General features: G+C 63.6%; 17 protein-coding genes. 7 read left to right on the top strand and 10 right to left on the bottom strand.

What is annotated here, in order from left to right; all coding sequences use genetic code 11:
* The first annotated feature begins 78 nt into the window (after positions 1-78).
* The 3 genes from FQ775_RS20765 (at position 79) to FQ775_RS20775 (ending at position 4,298) form a co-directional block, all read left to right on the top strand.
* Positions 79-288 carry a lipoprotein gene (locus FQ775_RS20765; protein ID WP_146300882.1) on the top strand — a complete coding sequence of 70 codons (210 nt, stop codon included), beginning with the start codon at positions 79-81 and terminating at the stop codon, positions 286-288.
* A 45-nt stretch (positions 289-333) separates the two neighbouring features.
* The gene (lysA, locus tag FQ775_RS20770) at positions 334-1,602 is read left to right on the top strand and encodes a diaminopimelate decarboxylase (protein ID WP_146300883.1); all 1,269 of its coding nucleotides are present in this window, start codon (positions 334-336) and stop codon (positions 1,600-1,602) included.
* A gap of 134 nt (positions 1,603-1,736) precedes the next feature.
* A complete protein-coding gene (locus FQ775_RS20775; protein ID WP_246730201.1) occupies positions 1,737-4,298 on the top strand; it encodes a TIGR02302 family protein in 2,562 nt (853 codons plus the stop codon).
* An 88-nt stretch (positions 4,299-4,386) separates the two neighbouring features.
* Here FQ775_RS20775 and FQ775_RS20780 read toward each other — a convergent pair whose 3' ends face one another.
* Complete coding sequence (locus FQ775_RS20780; RefSeq protein WP_146300884.1) at positions 4,387-6,021, bottom strand: CHASE domain-containing protein; 1,635 nt, start codon at positions 6,019-6,021, stop codon at positions 4,387-4,389.
* Positions 6,022-6,175: 154 nt separating this feature from the next.
* Between FQ775_RS20780 and FQ775_RS20785 the strand changes: the two genes are divergently transcribed.
* The gene (locus tag FQ775_RS20785) at positions 6,176-6,373 is read left to right on the top strand and encodes a CsbD family protein (RefSeq protein ID WP_146300885.1); all 198 of its coding nucleotides are present in this window, start codon (positions 6,176-6,178) and stop codon (positions 6,371-6,373) included.
* Between the two features lie 106 nt (positions 6,374-6,479).
* Here the strand turns inward: FQ775_RS20785 and FQ775_RS20790 are convergent, their stop codons facing one another.
* The 3 genes from FQ775_RS20790 to FQ775_RS20800 form a co-directional block, all read right to left on the bottom strand.
* Entirely contained in the window at positions 6,480-7,460 is a 981-nt protein-coding gene (locus tag FQ775_RS20790) for a sensor histidine kinase (protein ID WP_146300886.1), read from the bottom strand.
* 127 nt (positions 7,461-7,587) lie between these two features.
* Entirely contained in the window at positions 7,588-7,752 is a 165-nt protein-coding gene (locus tag FQ775_RS20795; protein WP_146300887.1) for a DUF1328 domain-containing protein, read from the bottom strand.
* Positions 7,753-7,847: 95 nt separating this feature from the next.
* Positions 7,848-8,642, bottom strand: a complete 795-nt coding sequence (locus tag FQ775_RS20800; RefSeq protein ID WP_146300888.1) for a response regulator — start codon at positions 8,640-8,642, stop codon at positions 7,848-7,850.
* 194 nt (positions 8,643-8,836) lie between these two features.
* Here FQ775_RS20800 and FQ775_RS20805 point away from each other — a divergent pair, with 194 nt between their 5' ends.
* Together FQ775_RS20805 and FQ775_RS20810 are read left to right on the top strand one after the other, a co-directional pair.
* Positions 8,837-9,001 (top strand): NepR family anti-sigma factor, encoded by a 165-nt coding sequence (locus FQ775_RS20805; RefSeq protein ID WP_246730403.1) that lies wholly within the window; start codon positions 8,837-8,839, stop codon positions 8,999-9,001.
* Complete coding sequence (locus tag FQ775_RS20810) at positions 8,998-9,564, top strand: RNA polymerase sigma factor (RefSeq protein ID WP_146300889.1); 567 nt, start codon at positions 8,998-9,000, stop codon at positions 9,562-9,564. The genes FQ775_RS20805 and FQ775_RS20810 overlap by 4 nt, the downstream gene beginning before the upstream one ends.
* Here FQ775_RS20810 and FQ775_RS20815 read toward each other — a convergent pair.
* Together FQ775_RS20815 and FQ775_RS20820 are read right to left on the bottom strand one after the other, a co-directional pair.
* A complete protein-coding gene (locus FQ775_RS20815) occupies positions 9,544-9,933 on the bottom strand; it encodes a response regulator (RefSeq protein ID WP_167813084.1) in 390 nt (129 codons plus the stop codon). The two genes, FQ775_RS20810 and FQ775_RS20815, sit on opposite strands and share 21 nt — an antisense overlap.
* Positions 9,934-9,938: 5 nt before the next feature.
* A complete protein-coding gene (locus FQ775_RS20820) occupies positions 9,939-10,160 on the bottom strand; it encodes a hypothetical protein (protein WP_167812706.1) in 222 nt (73 codons plus the stop codon).
* Between FQ775_RS20820 and FQ775_RS20825 the strand changes: the two genes are divergently transcribed.
* A complete protein-coding gene (locus tag FQ775_RS20825; protein WP_146300891.1) occupies positions 10,077-10,841 on the top strand; it encodes a Crp/Fnr family transcriptional regulator in 765 nt (254 codons plus the stop codon). The genes FQ775_RS20820 and FQ775_RS20825 overlap by 84 nt on opposite strands.
* A 15-nt stretch (positions 10,842-10,856) precedes the next feature.
* Here FQ775_RS20825 and FQ775_RS20830 read toward each other — a convergent pair whose 3' ends face one another.
* The 4 genes from FQ775_RS20830 to FQ775_RS20845 all read right to left on the bottom strand — a co-directional run bounded on the left by FQ775_RS20830 (position 10,857) and on the right by FQ775_RS20845 (position 13,304).
* Positions 10,857-11,084, bottom strand: a complete 228-nt coding sequence (locus FQ775_RS20830; protein WP_246730202.1) for a hypothetical protein — start codon at positions 11,082-11,084, stop codon at positions 10,857-10,859.
* Positions 11,085-11,143: 59 nt separating this feature from the next.
* On the bottom strand, positions 11,144-11,656 hold the full coding sequence (locus FQ775_RS20835) for a Dps family protein (protein ID WP_146300893.1): 513 nt from the start codon (positions 11,654-11,656) through the stop codon (positions 11,144-11,146).
* Positions 11,657-11,714: 58 nt separating this feature from the next.
* Positions 11,715-12,059, bottom strand: coding sequence for an ElaB/YgaM/YqjD family protein (locus FQ775_RS20840; protein ID WP_146300894.1), 345 nt, complete (start codon positions 12,057-12,059; stop codon positions 11,715-11,717).
* Between the two features lie 129 nt (positions 12,060-12,188).
* Entirely contained in the window at positions 12,189-13,304 is a 1,116-nt protein-coding gene (locus tag FQ775_RS20845) for a PRC-barrel domain-containing protein (protein WP_146300895.1), read from the bottom strand.
* Between the last annotated feature and the right edge of the window lie 92 nt (positions 13,305-13,396).

The following is a 13,396-nucleotide window of genomic DNA, read 5'->3' on the forward strand; positions in this document are numbered from 1 at the left end:
CGAACGGGATGCCCCAAAAGGGATGCATTGCGGCGCGATCTTCGCTAAAGACGACGCATCGAGATGACGAGGATGCGCATGTTCCTTCGCCGGTCCGTACTGCTTTTCGTGCTGTTGGCCACAGCGACGGCGATCGCCGCCTGCGGGCGACGCGGTCCGCCGCTCTCGCCGTATGAGGCGGCCGTGGAAGCGCGCAAGGAGGCCGAGGACAAGGGCGAGCCGCTGCCGCCGGAGCCCGAGAAACCGGTCGCCGACAAGCCGTTCATCCTCGACGGCCTTATCGAATAGGCCGGCCCACCGGCCGGTCCCGACCACCCAGTTGCGGGACACCACGTGAACCATTTCGATTATCGTGACGGCGTGCTCCACGCCGAGGACGTGCCGGTGCCGATCATCGCGGCGGCGGTCGGCACGCCGTTCTATTGCTATTCGACGGCGACGCTCACGCGCCACTACAGGGTCTTTGCAGAAGCCTTCGCAGGTCTCGATACCCTGGTCTGCTACGCCATGAAGGCAAATTCCAACCAGGCCATCCTGAAGACGCTGGCGCAGCTGGGCGCAGGGGTCGACGTCGTGTCGGAAGGTGAATTGCGCCGGGCGCTCGCCGCCGGCTTTCCTCCGACGAAGATCATGTTCTCGGGTGTCGGCAAGACGGCGGCCGAGATGGATTTCGCACTTTCCGCCGGCATACATTGCTTCAATGTCGAATCCGAGCCGGAACTCGCCCTGCTTTCCGAACGCGCGGTAGCCGCAGGCCTCGAGGCGCCGTTGTCCTTACGCATCAACCCGGATGTCGACGCGCGCACGCACCGCAAGATCTCGACCGGCAAGGCAGAGAACAAGTTCGGTATCCCATGGCAGCAGGCACGCGATGCCTACCGCCGGGCTGCGGCGCTGCCTGGCCTGCGCGTCGTCGGCGTCGACATGCATATCGGCAGCCAGATCACCGAGCTGCAGCCCTTCGACGATGCCTTCGCGCTCCTGACCGAACTGACGGGCGCGCTGCGCGCCGACGGTCATGCCATCGAGCATGTCGACCTCGGTGGTGGCCTCGGTATTCCCTACCGCTTCGACAACGATCCGCCGCCACTGCCTGAAGATTATGCCGCGACCGTGCGCAAGCGCGTCGCCGGCCTCGGCCTCAAGCTGATCTTCGAGCCCGGCCGCATGATCGTCGGCAATGCCGGTATCCTCGTTTCCTCCGTGCTGTTCGTGAAGGAGGGTGACGCGAAGAACTTTCTCATCGTCGATGCCGCCATGAACGACCTGATCCGGCCGACGCTCTATGATGCCTATCACGACATTCGCCCGGTTGCCCTGACGGGCGTCGACACGCCGCGCATGGTTGCGGATGTCGTCGGTCCGGTCTGCGAGACCGGAGACTACCTCGCTCATCAGCGCGAGCTGCCCAGGCTGGCGGCCGGAGACCTCATTGCGGTCGGCACGGCTGGCGCCTATGGGGCGGTACAGTCGAGCACCTACAATTCGCGCCTTCTGGTGCCGGAGGTGCTGGTCAACGGCGACCGCCATCATGTCGTGCGCCCGCGTCCCAGCTATGACGATCTCATAGGTCTCGATTCGCTGCCCGACTGGCTCGCCTGACCAGCAGAACCGCGTCACGAACTCGGAGTCGGCGCGAACATCACGATTGCGGCATGTGCCTCGCCTTTGCCGTCATTTCAGTTATCCTGTGATTCTACGATGCGGTGGCCGTTTCGGCCGCGACAGGAGACGATATGGCGACAAGTTCCGCGGGCGGTGCCGGCGGAGGCGGCACTCTCGGTATCGGCCGCACGCGTTTTTCCGCAGGCCTTGCGATGGTGCTGGAGCGGTTGTGGCCGCTGGCGCTGCCGGTTCTGCTGGCGGCTGGCCTTTTCGTCGCGCTGTCCTGGTTCGGGCTCTTCCGGATGGTGCCGGACACGATCCGGATGGCGGTGGCGGGGCTGTTTGCCGTCGCGGCGCTGGCCGCGCTCTATCCGTTGCGCTTTTTCCGATGGCCGGCTCGCGGAGAGATAGACCGGCGCATTGAACTCGCCAACCGGCTCGACCATCGTCCGGTCACGGCGCAATCGGATCGGCTGGCAGGCAAGGACGACGATTTTGCCGGCGCGCTGTGGCGCGAGCATCGCCGGCGCCTCGCGGCGAGCCTGGGCACCCTGTCCGGCGATCTGCCGCATCCGCGCGTGCCCGAACGTGACCCTTGGGCGCTCCGCGCCGCCGTGCCGTTGCTTCTGGTCGTGGCATTCGCCTTTTCCGCCAGCCCGTTCGGCGGTTCGGTCGGCGATGCCTTACGGCCCCACGAGGCCGTCGGCGCCGCGCCGGCGCGTATCGACGCTTGGGTGACGCCGCCTGCCTACACGGGCAGGCCGCCGATCTTCATGACGGCCGAGGCCAATCGCGACCAGACCTCGTTCCGCGTCCCGACGGGCAGCGAAGTGTCGCTGAGAGTGACCGGTGGCTCGGGCGAGGAACGGCTCGCCTTCCGCTCTAGCGGCGCCGACGAGGCGACAGAGCCCGAGACGATCGAGCCTGCCGTGGCTGGAACTCCGGTTCGCAGCGGCGTTTCCCAATTCGCGTTCCGTCTTGCCGAGAACGGAACGCTGAGCCTCGGCTCCGGCAGCCGCGAAGTCCAGAGCTGGTCATTCGACGTCATCCCCGACATGCCGCCGGAGATCGCTTTCGCCGAGGAGCCGAAGCGTGCGGTGAACGGCACGCTCGAACTGGCCTACACCATCAAGGACGACTATGGCGCGGCCTCCGCGGGCACGGCAATGCGCCAGGAAGAGGCACCCGCACCCGGCGCCCGACCGCTCTACGAAGCGCCGGAAATGCCGCTTACCCTGCCACGCCGCGGCGGCAAGGACACGGGCGCCCAGACTTCACGCGACCTTACCGAGCACCCCTGGGCCGGCGCGGACGTGGTGCTTGGCCTCACCGCGATGGACGATGCCGGACAGGAGGCGCGGAGCGAGGAAAAATCGATCAAGCTCCCCGAACGGCCCTTTACCAACCCGCTGGCGCGCGCCGTCATCGAGCAGCGCCGCCTGCTGGCGCTGGACGCCAACCGCAAGCCGCGCGTACTCGACCTGATGGACGCTGTCACGCTGCGGCCTGAGGACACATTCGACAATATGGCGCATTTCCTCGCCATCCGCAGCGCGCGCGAGCGCCTTGCCATGGCTGACGAGGACGAGGAGTTGCGAGGCGTCGTCGACTATCTCTGGGAGATTGCGCTCGGCATCGAGGACGGCGACCTGACCGCGGCCGAAAAGCGCCTGCGCGCGGCCCAACAGGCCCTGCGCGACGCGCTCGAAAACGGCGCCTCCGACGAAGAGATCGAAAGGCTGATGGCCGAACTGCGCGAAGCGATGCAGGAGTTCCTGCGTGAATTCGCCGAGCGCGCGGCGCGTGATCCCAACATGGCGATGCCGCAGATGCCGCAGGACGGCCAGATGCTGCGTCAGAACGATCTGGAGCGCTTGCTTGACCAGATCGAGGAGCTTGCCAAGTCGGGCGCGCGCGACAAGGCGCAAGAACTGCTGTCGCAGTTGCAGAACATGATGAACAACTTGCAGGCCGGTCGCCAGCAACGCCAGCAGGGCAGCGGCCAGCAGAGCGAGATGCGCCAGCAGATGGACAAGCTCGGCGAGATCATGCGGCGCCAGCAGGAGATGATGAACGAGACCCACCGGCTCGACCAGATGCAGCGCGGCCAGCGCCAGCGGGGCCAGGATCGCGGTGAACAGCTCGGTCAGGGTGAACAACGAGAGGGCCAGCAGGGCCAGGGCGGCATGACGCCGGACGAATTCGCCGAGGCCTTGCGACGCATGCAGGAAGGCCAGGGTCAACTCCAGGGTGAACTCGGCGAACTGATGGATAGCCTCGAAGGCATGGGCATTCGTCCCGGCGAAGGTTTCGGTGAGGCCGGAGAGGCGATGGGCGAAGCCGGTGACGCGCTCGGTGAGGGCCAGGGTGAACGCGCTGTCGGCGAACAGGGCCGCGCCCTGGAGGCGCTGCGCCGTGGCGCGCAGGACATGATGCAGCAGATGCAGCAGGCCATGCAGGGCGATCAGGGCGGATCGGAAGAAGGCGGGCGCCAGCAGAACGCCGATCGCGATCCGCTCGGCAGGCCGCGCGCCACGACCGGTCCGGATTTCGGCGACTCGGTTGACGTGCCCGACGAGATCGATGTGCAGCGGGCGCGGGAAATCCTCGAGGCCATTCGGCGACGTCTCGGCGATGCCCTGAGCCCGGAGATCGAGAAGGACTATCTCGAACGCCTGCTCCAACTGGAATAAGCGCGCAGGCTGCCGGATTTGCACGACGGGCTGCTGTCGGACCGACAACTCGAGGCACAGGCTGCGATGAAGGCGGCACTAATTGCCTTCAGCGATAAGGGACCACGATCCTGATCGAGAAGCCGTTCTCCCCGTAAGACCGCTCGACCGTTCCGCCCAGTTCGCCCTTGATGTTGGCGTCGATGAGCCGGCTGCCGAAGCCTCGGCTTTCCGGTTCGGCGACGGCAGTTCCGGTGGTTTCTTCCCACGTCAGGTCCAGCATGCGCCCACGCGGCGGGCCGGCCAGTGTCCAATGGACGCTCAACCCGCCCTTGCTTTCCGCTCCCGAGCCGTACTTCAGCGTGTTGGTCGCCAGTTCGTGGAACGTGAGAGCGAAAGCCTGCGTCTGCTTTTCGTTGAGTTCGACGCTTTCGCCCGCAATCCGGCTTTCCGCGGCCGCATCGCCAAACACCTGGTTGAGTTCCGTCATCAGCAGATCGCGCAGATCAGCACGTTGCCAGCGCGAGCGCGCCAGCATGTCCTGCGCGTTGGCCATGGCCTGCAGGCGCGCTGAGAGCGAGGAGGAAAAATCCTCGACCGTATCGGCATGAGCGCCGGTCTGGCGCGCCATCGCCAATATGCGGGCGATCGCGTTCTTCAGCCGATGTTTCATCTCCTGCAGGATGAGTTCCTTGTCCTTCACCGCCTGTTCCGAAACCGCGCGCAGCTGTTCGGCGCTCTCCACGGCGCGAATCTGCCAGCGCGCGGACGCTGCAATGGCCGCAGCCAGCAGCAGCGAAATCGCGCCGACGATGAAGCTGTAGAAGTTCGTGCGCCCGCGCATATAGCCGGGCGTTTCATGCATGCTCAGCGTCCATGTCCGCCCGGCGACGTCGATTGTACGGCTCAGCCTGTAGCGTGGGCTGGCGCCGGAAATCGCATAGTCAGCTGATCTGTAAAGCAGCACGGAAGCGTTCGCGGTAGTGTCGCGCGTCTCGATCTCGACCGGCAGGCCGTAGCGTTCGTCCAGAGCTGCCGTGTGTAAGTCATGCGCGAGAAATGGCGCGTAGACGAATCCCGACACTGCCGGCAGCCGGGAAGCCGCTGGCCGGCTTTCCGGCAAGGGGTAGTAGGCTAGAAACCCCGTCTGCGCCTCACCGGGAACCTCACGCAGGAGCTCGACCGGCGCGGTGGCGCGAACCTTGCCGCTGGCAATGGCCCTGTTCATCGCCTCACGCCGGCTGGCTTCGCTGTACATATCGAAACCGAGCGTCGCGCTGGAACGAGCCCGTTCCGGTTCAAGGACCACGATGGGGGTGCGAAAAGGCTGGTCGGTCTCCGGCCACACCCCGCGTTCGACGCCGTAGCTTCGGGCGATCTCGGCCGCCACCGCGGCGTCGTCCTCTTTCGCGGCGACGCGCGCAATGCCGATGCCGTGCACACCGTCGAACTCGCCATCGAGGTCCAGGCCCTCGACGAAGCGGCGAAACGCCGCTCTCGGCACGGCACCGCCGCTTGCCTTAAGGAACGAGGCCGTGGCCACGAGGAGCGCGACGTGTTCCTTTACCCGGTCGCTGATGCGGTCGGCCGCCTCGTCCGCGACGGCCTCGAAGCGCGCCCGGTTCGCCGTTTCCTCGGTCCGGTAGACAACCGCCGTGACGCCGGCGCCCACCGCCGCGACCAGCAGGAACGCCGCCAGCGGCAGAAGCCGCTTCATGTTGCCGTGGGGGAACCTTTTCAGCATCCGGTCAGGTCAATGTCCCGTCGTGTGGTTGTTGAGTGCCGCATGCGCCGATTTGTCCCTCGAGCAAATACACGAAATGGGAACTGCACCCGCCTTGTGGCGTTTTCCTGACTGACGATCCTTGTCGTCATCAACCAGTGGAAAGGAGAACGCGATGAACTGGAATCAGGTCGAAGGGAATTGGGAGCAGTTCAAGGGCAAGGTCCAGCAGCAGTGGGGCAAGTTGACCGGTGATGACCTCGACGTGGTTGCCGGCAACCGGAAGGAATTGGCAGGCAAACTGCAGGAGCGCTACGGCAAGGCTGAGGCGGATGCCGAGCGCGAGATCGACGACTGGCTGCGCCGGCACTGAGCAAGGCGAGACCAAAGCAACGTGTCACGAGGGCGGGCCGAAGTGAGGCCCGCCCTTTCTGTTGTCTCTTTCGATCGGAAAGGCGCACTATCTTCTCCCGATGACGTCAATCTTCGGTGGTGAGCGGAAAAGTCAGGCTGTAACTGATTTTCTCTTCGTCCACGACATAGCTTGCATGGCCGTTGAGCGCCGACGGTGCCACCCGCTTCAGCACCACCCCACCGAAATGGTCATCCTGATCGCCGCCCGCGCCCGGCGCAACGCCGGCGTCGCGCCTCTCGCTCCACGCGATCGAGGCGGACGCTCCATGATCCTCGCCTTTCACATCGCAACGGATTGAAACGTCCGGAACACCGCCATAGGGCCGGCTCGCCGCGACGGCATTCACGATCAGTTCGTGCAGCGCCAGCCCGACATGCATGGCCTGGTTAGGGGACAACATTGGGTTGTCGCCGGCGATGACGACGCGGTCCTCGAGTTCGCCGAAATATTTGGCACATTGTTGGCGCGCGAGATCCCGAAAGCGGGCTCCGCGCCAGCTCGAATCCGTAATAAGGTCTTGCGATTGCGAAAGCGAATGCAGCCGACCGTGAAACTTGGGCAGGAACGATCCCAGCGACGTCGACGACCGCGCGGTCTGCGAGGCGATGCTCTGGATGATGGCGAGCAGGTTCTTTGAGCGATGACTTACCTCGCGCAGGAGATTCTTCAACACTCTTTCGCGTCGCCGTTCCTCAGTGAGTTCGACGATCGTGGTCAGGATGCAAAAACCATCGCCAAGCTCAGGTGCTTCGACGGCGAGTTCGAAATAGCGTCCGTCGGGAAGGTCGGCATGCACGCGCTCGCTGCCGCCACTGTCCACCACTCGCGTTTTCACGTCCGAGAGGCGACCGGCAAGTGCCTCCCCAAAAAGGCTCGCGTCCGTCGGCTCGACGTCTGGAAGTGACCAACAATCCGGCAAATTGGCGATCAGCAGATACTCGCCCTCTTCATTTTGCAAGGTCAGGCAAATTCCTGAGCGGAGCAGCGCGAAGGCAAGTTGCTTGCGAAATTGCTCGCTGTTCTGGCCTCGCCGCTCCCAACTCATTCGCTTGCTAGATGGCTTTGTCACAACGGGACCGTCGGTTTGCCGGATTGCGCGGTCGGCGTTTCGCCCACCGCGACACGGGCGCCCCACCGGCGCCCGTTGACCGCTTTTGGACAAGAGGATGGCCTCAGGTCCTTCTGATAAAGCCGGCGACAAGCGATACGACCAGCAGGATGAGGAAGAGGTAGAACAGAATCTGCGCTATGCCGGTGGCGGCGCCGGCGATGCCGCCGAACCCGAGTACCCCCGCCACGATCGCAATCACCAGGAAAACCAGTGCGTAATAAAGCATCGCTTGACTCCTTCGCCATTGTCGAAGGCAGAACGGAGAAGCTGCTTATTAGTTCCGCTGGGCCGGGGGTCATCGCAAGCCGTTGGTTGGCCGCTTCAGGCTGCGGCCCGCGCCTGATCGTTGAAGAATAGCGCCTGGCTGATCAACGCCTTCAACATGTGCGGGTTGAACGGCTTCGTCACCAGGAACGTTGGCTCCGGTCGCTCGCCCGTGAGGAGCCGTTCCGGAAAGGCGGTTACGAATATGACCGGGATGCTGGAGGACGTCAGAATGTCGTTGACCGCATCGATACCGGAACTTCCGTCCGCGAGCTGAATGTCGGCCAGCACCATTTTGGGAGCCGTCTTGCCGAAGAGCTCCACCGCTTCCTTGTGGGTCCTCGCGACCCCGGTGACACGATGTCCGAGTTCCTCGACGATCTGCTCGATGTCCATCGCGATCAGTGGTTCATCCTCGATGATCATGATGTCGGTGGTCATCTGGCGGGAGATCTCATGGGTCGCCGCATCAAGCAGGTCCATCACGTCGGTCTCGTCCAGGTCGAGGATCTCGGCGGTTTCGGGGTTGGTAAAGCCTTCGACCGCGGTCAGTAGATATGCCTGTCTTGCAATCGCCGGCATCGAGGACAAATTGGCGGCCGCGCGCTTTTCCCAGGCGAACGGAGACTCGATCGGCCTGACGTCGATCGACGTGGAACCGAAGACCGAATTGAAGAGTTTGTAGAGCGATACCCGGTCGTTCGAGGTCTCGGGGAAGACCGAGATATCGGCGATGAGCGCTTCGAGAACGGCGGCCACATAGGCGTCGCCCGAGGTTTGTGACCCGGTAATGGCACGCGCATAGCGGCGCAGCAGGGGCAGGTGCGGAGCGATACGGGTCGAAAGTGACATCGATTAGTGTCTCCCTTGTATGGCAGCGGACAGGCGTCCAAAGTGTCGGTTAACGCATCTTTGCGGAAAAAGTTCCCGTGCAACGGAACTTTTTCGCCGCCTTTGCATTTGCCGTCTTGAAACCGGGCTTTGGGAACCGTCGCAATATGAAGGACAAGAAGAGCATGCGGGCATTCGACGTGACGCCGAATGATATGGCGGGCGCAGATGGCGCAGGAGAGCGTATATCGCGTAAGCTGCGGGAACTCTACGATACGGTTCGGGAGGAGACCATCCCGGATCGGTTCCTTGACTTGCTTGAGAAGCTGGATGAGGTCGAGCAAGCCCACGGTCGCCGTGACGGCGGGGAGCGCAAATGAGTGGCGCTCCCTCGGACGTTCGCGCCGATTTCAAGCGCGACCTCTTGGCATCTCTACCGAACTTGCGCGCCTTTGCGGTGTCGTTGATCGGGCGCCATGACAAGGCCGACGACCTCGTCCAGGACACCATCATGAAAGCCTGGGCCAAGCAGGAGAGCTTCGAGCCGGGAACCAACATGAAAGCCTGGCTTTTCACCATCCTGCGCAACGAGTTCTACAGCCAGATGCGCAAGCGCGGACGCGAGGTTCAGGATAGCGACGGCACCTTTACCGAGCGCCTGTCCGTGCATCCGGCGCAATATGGCTCGCTCGACCTGCAAGATTTCCGCAAGGCTCTGGCGCAGCTTCCTGAGGACCAGCGCGAAGCGATCATCCTCGTTGGTGCCTCCGGCTTTGCCTATGAGGAAGCGGCGGAAATCTGCGGCTGTGCCGTTGGAACCATCAAGAGCCGCGTCAGCCGGGCGCGAGTCAGGCTGCAGGAACTGCTCGACGTATCGGGAGAAGCCGACTACGGGCCTGACCGCAATTCCTCCGCGATCGCGTCACGTGCTTTCGCCGGCTAGGTCGCCTTCGCGCCGCGCAATCGCCAGCCGTACCGCGGCAATCACCGCCGTTGCGGCGAAAGGCTTCAGCACCACGGGCCAGCCCGGGTGCTCCTGCAGACCTGCGCTGTCGCCCTCGGCGGTTGAGGTGAAAACCAGTGCCGTGCCGGCACGTGCCAACTGGTGGACGAGGTCTCCTCGCGAATTGTCAGGCTCCGGCCGCTCTATCAGCGCGAGGTCATATTGGCGGTTCGCCGCAGTCTCCCGAGCCGTTGCGGGCGTGACAACATCGATCTCACAGTCGAGCAGTTCGGCAATCATGAGTTCCAGATCGAGTGCGATGAGGTACTCGCTGTCTACGATCAAGGTCTTCAGCTTGTTATCGGGCAATGGTCTCAGAACGCTTGATTGGCCCGGCGCTTTGCCGGGAGGCCTCTCCAGCGCTCCAGAAGCGCTGCTTTGCCTCCGAAGTCATTTAAAAAAGACATGTCGCGCGGCTTTGCGACCATCCCCGCGCCGGGCATGTTGGCGAGATGACGGCTGTGGAAAAGAGAAATGGTGAACTGATTGCCGCGCGCACCAGGTGCGAGCATTGCCCTTTGCGTCAGCGCGAACATTTTCGCGACTTCGACCCTGACGAACTCGATTTCGTATCACAGTTCAAGACGGGCGAACTGACGGCGGACGCCGGCGCCTCAATTCTCGTCGAAGGCGCGCACAGTGCTCACCTCTTCACGGTATTGGCCGGTTGGGCCTTCCGTTACAAGATTCTCGAGGACGGCCGCCGGCAGATCCTCAACTTTGTCATGCCGGGAGACCTCATCGGCCTCCAGGGTTCGCTGATGGGGGAGATGCAGCATTCGGTGGAAGCGCTGACCGCAGTCACGCTTTGCGTCTTCGAACGCGGTCGGTTGAGAACGCTGTTCGAAAAATACCCCGACCTTGCCTATGATCTCACCTGGATCGCGGCGCGCGAGGAACGTATCCTTGACGAACACCTGCTGTCGATCGGCCGTCGTTCGGCGCTGGAAAGAGCAGGCTACCTGCTGGCCTTTCTCAATCGAAGAGCGCGCGCCTGCGGCCTGGTTGAACACGGCAAGATACTGCCGATCTCGCAGCAGCATCTCGCCGACACGCTTGGCCTGTCGCTAGTCCACACCAACAAGACGCTTAGAAAACTGGCGGACCGCAAGCTGCTGCACTGGCGCGAACGCGGCTGCGAGGTACTCGATGAGGACGGGCTTTGCGAACTCGCCGGATGGGTCGACCCGGTGACCCGGGGCAGACCCTTCATCTAGGCGGGCAAGCTCACGTCAGAGCGTCGCCGCGCCCTTGTCTTCGATCGATGTCACGTTCGCGCCCAACTGGTCGAGCGCCAGATCGATCTCGCGCAGATCCGCGTTGAGCCCATCGTCGTCGATCATACCAGCCTCCGAGGCCGCCCGCTGTTCGTCGCGCGCTTCGCGCCGCAGTTCGGTCAGGCGTGTGATCTTCTCGCCCTTGCCGAGTGCATCGGCGGCAAGAATGTCGGCGATCTTCAATCTGATCCTGGATTCTTTCATATCGAAGTCCTTTCCTGACGCGTTCCCTTGCTGGCGCATCAGCTCGCGATGATGGCGCGCAGCATCCAGATCGCCTTTTCGTGGAAGTTGAGATGCTGGGTGAGCATGTCCTCGGTGACGACGTCGCCCGCGTCTCCGGCCTTGGCCGCCGTCTCACGCATATCGCGCACTGCCTGTTCGTGATCGTCGATCAGGTCGGCGACCATGGCGCTGGCGGAGCCGTGATCGACGTCGCGCGCCTCTGGTGCGAAGTCGGCGGCGCCCGCGAGTGACACCGGCGCAAGATGACCGAGGGCGCGAATGCGCTCGGCGATCACATCAGTCGCAGCAAACAACGCGTTGTAATGCTCTTCGGTCAGTTCGTGTAGCGGTTTGAACAACGGTCCGACCACGTTCCAGTGATAGATGTGGTTCTTCACCGTCAGCCGGTATGTGGCCGACAGGATCGCCGTCAGCCGCTTGGCCATGTCGGCACGATATTTCGCGCCCAGGCCGGTATTGATCTCTTCCTTGTGCGCCTTGGGTTTCAGGACAGCTGTGACATTCGCCATTGTTGATCCTTCCTTGTTCTGGTGTCGCTGTTGCGGTGAGCCGGCAGTTCGCCGCGACTCAGCCCCTGCGTGAGAGAAGTGCCAGCAGGAAGCCGGCGCCCGCAGCCATGCCAAGCGTCGTCAGCGGCCGCGAGCGGATGCGAGCCTTGAGGCTGCGCTCCAGCATGTCGATTTCGCCTTGCAGGAGGCTCACTGCCTCACGCGGTATGGCCGCGACGGCGTGGCCCTTTTCGATCGCTTGATCGCGGGCCGCGCCTGCCTTGTGCGAGCCATAGCCGGCAATCGTTCGGGCGAGACCTGCCACGTCCGAACGCAGTTGCGCGATTTGCTCTTCGATCTGCTGGGCTGACGGCTCGTTGCCGCCGTTGCCGTTCTTGTTCGTATTGGTCCTGGGGGTTGCCATGGATGCCTCCTTTTCTTCATGCGGGCAACGCTGCGCCGGCGCGGAAAGTTCCAGCTAAGCTGAGCTTCGCGGTGCAAGAAGGCCCGCGCTGGCGGGCGCGGGCCTTCTTCCGTGTCATGCGCAACTGAATCAGTTGGGGACGATCATGCGCATGTCGTCGCGCTTTTCGGCGTATTCCGCCTCGTTGTAGGCGGGCTGCGCCTCGAGCTCCTCCTGGGAGAAGTTCGTGTAGAGGTACCGATTGCCTTCGCCGTCGGTCATGAACTCGAGGTTCTCCAAACCGACCGCGACCGGCTTCTCGCCGATGCCGAGGAAGCCGCCGACATCGATGATCACCGCATCGACCTTGCCGTCCGTCGTCAGGACAACGTCGCCGATCTCGCCGATATTTTCTTCATTGGCACCGTACACGGTAGTACCAACGAACTCCTCGGCCGTGATCTTGTCGGTCGCGAGCGGTTCCAGGCTCGAACGGTCGATGGCCGCCGTCTGGGTCGCGTCGGTGTCCTTTGCCGGATCCTCAAGCGGCGAAGCGGCGGTATCCTTGTCGGCAGCACCGTCCTCAGCCTGGGCGCTCTCATCTGCCGTCGCGACACGGTCGTCCTTACCGCCCTCGGTGTTCTCCATGGCGGTGTCCTGCTCGGCAGGCTCGGTCGCGGGCTCAGACTCCGCGACATTCTCTTCAGCCGCGGTCTCGCCCTCGGCGGCCGCCATGTCGCCGGCCCCATCACCTGCCTGTTCGGGCGCCGGAGCCTTGGCTAGGTCTTCTGCCGAGGCGGGCTTGGTCTCCTTGACGTTGGCGTCGGCCGGCATCGGCTGATAGGCGAGGCGGTCGAATTCCTCCTGCGCTTTCAGCGCATCCGCCGTGGTTTCCACGACGAGCCAGCGATCGCCGTCGATCTCCGCCCATTCGACCAGATCGTACTCGATTGCTACGTGCTTTTCGCCAATGCCGAGAAAGCCACCGACGCCGATCACCACGGCCTGGATATTGCCGTCCGGGCCAATGACGATGTCATTCACGTCGCCGATGTTTTCCGCATCGTCGCCGGTGCCGTTATAGACCGAGGCACCGATGATGTTGCTGGCGAGTTGCCCCTCGGCCTTCACGACCATGGGCACCTCTGCGGTGGGCTGCGTCTGCACCGTCGGATCTGCCGGGGCAGGGTTCGTTGTGGTCTGCGCGATGGCGCCGGTCGAGACCAGCGTCGCGATGGCGGTGGTCGCCAAGAGCTTGCGGAACATGATAGAACCTCCTGTGCATCGTTCGCATGCACGGCCGCGCTTCTCACGATCGTCGCTGAGAAGGAGAAGCGCGGCCGCACGGACAGCCAATC

This window comes from Nitratireductor mangrovi (assembly GCF_007922615.2).
GTDB classification, from domain to species: domain Bacteria; phylum Pseudomonadota; class Alphaproteobacteria; order Rhizobiales; family Rhizobiaceae; genus Mangrovimarina; species Mangrovimarina mangrovi.

Coding starts and splice junctions, on each gene's coding strand:
- FQ775_RS20765 (WP_146300882.1), top strand. CDS start 79: ATGTTCCTTCGCCGGTCCGTACTGCTTTTCGTGCTGTTGGCCACAGCG.
- FQ775_RS20775 (WP_246730201.1), top strand. CDS start 1,737: ATGGCGACAAGTTCCGCGGGCGGTGCCGGCGGAGGCGGCACTCTCGGT.
- FQ775_RS20780 (WP_146300884.1), bottom strand. CDS start 6,021: ATGCTGAAAAGGTTCCCCCACGGCAACATGAAGCGGCTTCTGCCGCTG.
- FQ775_RS20785 (WP_146300885.1), top strand. CDS start 6,176: ATGAACTGGAATCAGGTCGAAGGGAATTGGGAGCAGTTCAAGGGCAAG.
- FQ775_RS20790 (WP_146300886.1), bottom strand. CDS start 7,460: ATGAGTTGGGAGCGGCGAGGCCAGAACAGCGAGCAATTTCGCAAGCAA.
- FQ775_RS20795 (WP_146300887.1), bottom strand. CDS start 7,752: ATGCTTTATTACGCACTGGTTTTCCTGGTGATTGCGATCGTGGCGGGG.
- FQ775_RS20800 (WP_146300888.1), bottom strand. CDS start 8,642: ATGTCACTTTCGACCCGTATCGCTCCGCACCTGCCCCTGCTGCGCCGC.
- FQ775_RS20805 (WP_246730403.1), top strand. CDS start 8,837: ATGGCGGGCGCAGATGGCGCAGGAGAGCGTATATCGCGTAAGCTGCGG.
- FQ775_RS20810 (WP_146300889.1), top strand. CDS start 8,998: ATGAGTGGCGCTCCCTCGGACGTTCGCGCCGATTTCAAGCGCGACCTC.
- FQ775_RS20825 (WP_146300891.1), top strand. CDS start 10,077: ATGACGGCTGTGGAAAAGAGAAATGGTGAACTGATTGCCGCGCGCACC.
- FQ775_RS20820 (WP_167812706.1), bottom strand. CDS start 10,160: ATGTTCGCGCTGACGCAAAGGGCAATGCTCGCACCTGGTGCGCGCGGC.
- FQ775_RS20835 (WP_146300893.1), bottom strand. CDS start 11,656: ATGGCGAATGTCACAGCTGTCCTGAAACCCAAGGCGCACAAGGAAGAG.
- FQ775_RS20840 (WP_146300894.1), bottom strand. CDS start 12,059: ATGGCAACCCCCAGGACCAATACGAACAAGAACGGCAACGGCGGCAAC.
- FQ775_RS20845 (WP_146300895.1), bottom strand. CDS start 13,304: ATGTTCCGCAAGCTCTTGGCGACCACCGCCATCGCGACGCTGGTCTCG.